This window comes from Shigella sp. SIG6 (genome assembly GCF_053555815.1).
Genome location: NZ_JBQZXC010000294.1, coordinates 1 through 698 on the forward strand (window position 1 = coordinate 1; position 698 = coordinate 698).

General features: G+C 47.4%; 1 protein-coding gene and 1 pseudogene. Both read right to left on the minus strand.

Annotated features, from left to right (window positions below; all coding sequences use genetic code 11):
- Positions 1-143: 143 nt before the first annotated feature.
- Positions 144-400, minus strand: a pseudogene (locus ACUU1M_RS20445) (antiterminator Q family protein).
- Positions 393-593, minus strand: a complete 201-nt coding sequence (locus ACUU1M_RS20450) for a protein ninH (protein WP_000111769.1) — start codon at positions 591-593, stop codon at positions 393-395. Before ACUU1M_RS20450 ends, ACUU1M_RS20445 begins: the two are co-directional and overlap by 8 nt.
- Between the last annotated feature and the right edge of the window lie 105 nt (positions 594-698).

The window sequence follows — 698 nt, forward strand, 5'->3', positions numbered from 1 at the left end:
GTGTTTAACGTCCTGTACCGTTTTTCAGGCATAAAAAACCCGCCCGGAGGCGGGTTTAAGCTGTGTGGCGAAGCAACCACTCTTAACAGAATATCCCGTTTTTTACGTACGTAAAATATTTTCTAGAAAGTCGCCCCTTACCATCAGGGATGTTCAATATATTTGTCCATTTCTAACCGGACACCCAACATCATCAACATTCCTTCCACCACCCCCTCGGCTTTTTGTAGCTTCTTTCCTATATAACCATCGCGTCATCGTCACAGCATTGCGGGCGGGATTTTACTTTTGAAGGGATTAATCCCTTAAAACCGGCAGCAATGGACGACCAGGTCACATCCTCATGATTATTAGCCACCCACGCGCCCCAGCGCTCAAGAACCTGCTGAATATCACGCATCACTGTCTTTACCCCTGTCCCATCCACGATGAACAATCAGAACACCATCAACAATGGCGTGCCCTTTGCCCTCTTTATCTTCAGCATATTTTCTTACCGTGGCGCGATTACAGTTCAGCATTCGTGAAACTTCGGTCATATTACCTCGTGTCTGGATAAGCAGTTCCGGTATCGTTTGAATTTTGACGCTCATCAAATACTCTCCGGTTCGGTGATTTTTATCCCGGGCTTTCCACCAGGGACATAATGATCGCGCACAAGCCAGGGCAAAACAAACTCATGGCGCATCAGCGCAGCG

Excerpts from the sequence above, each read along its gene's own strand:
- ACUU1M_RS20450 (WP_000111769.1), bottom strand. The coding sequence starts at position 593 with ATGAGCGTCAAAATTCAAACGATACCGGAACTGCTTATCCAGACACGA.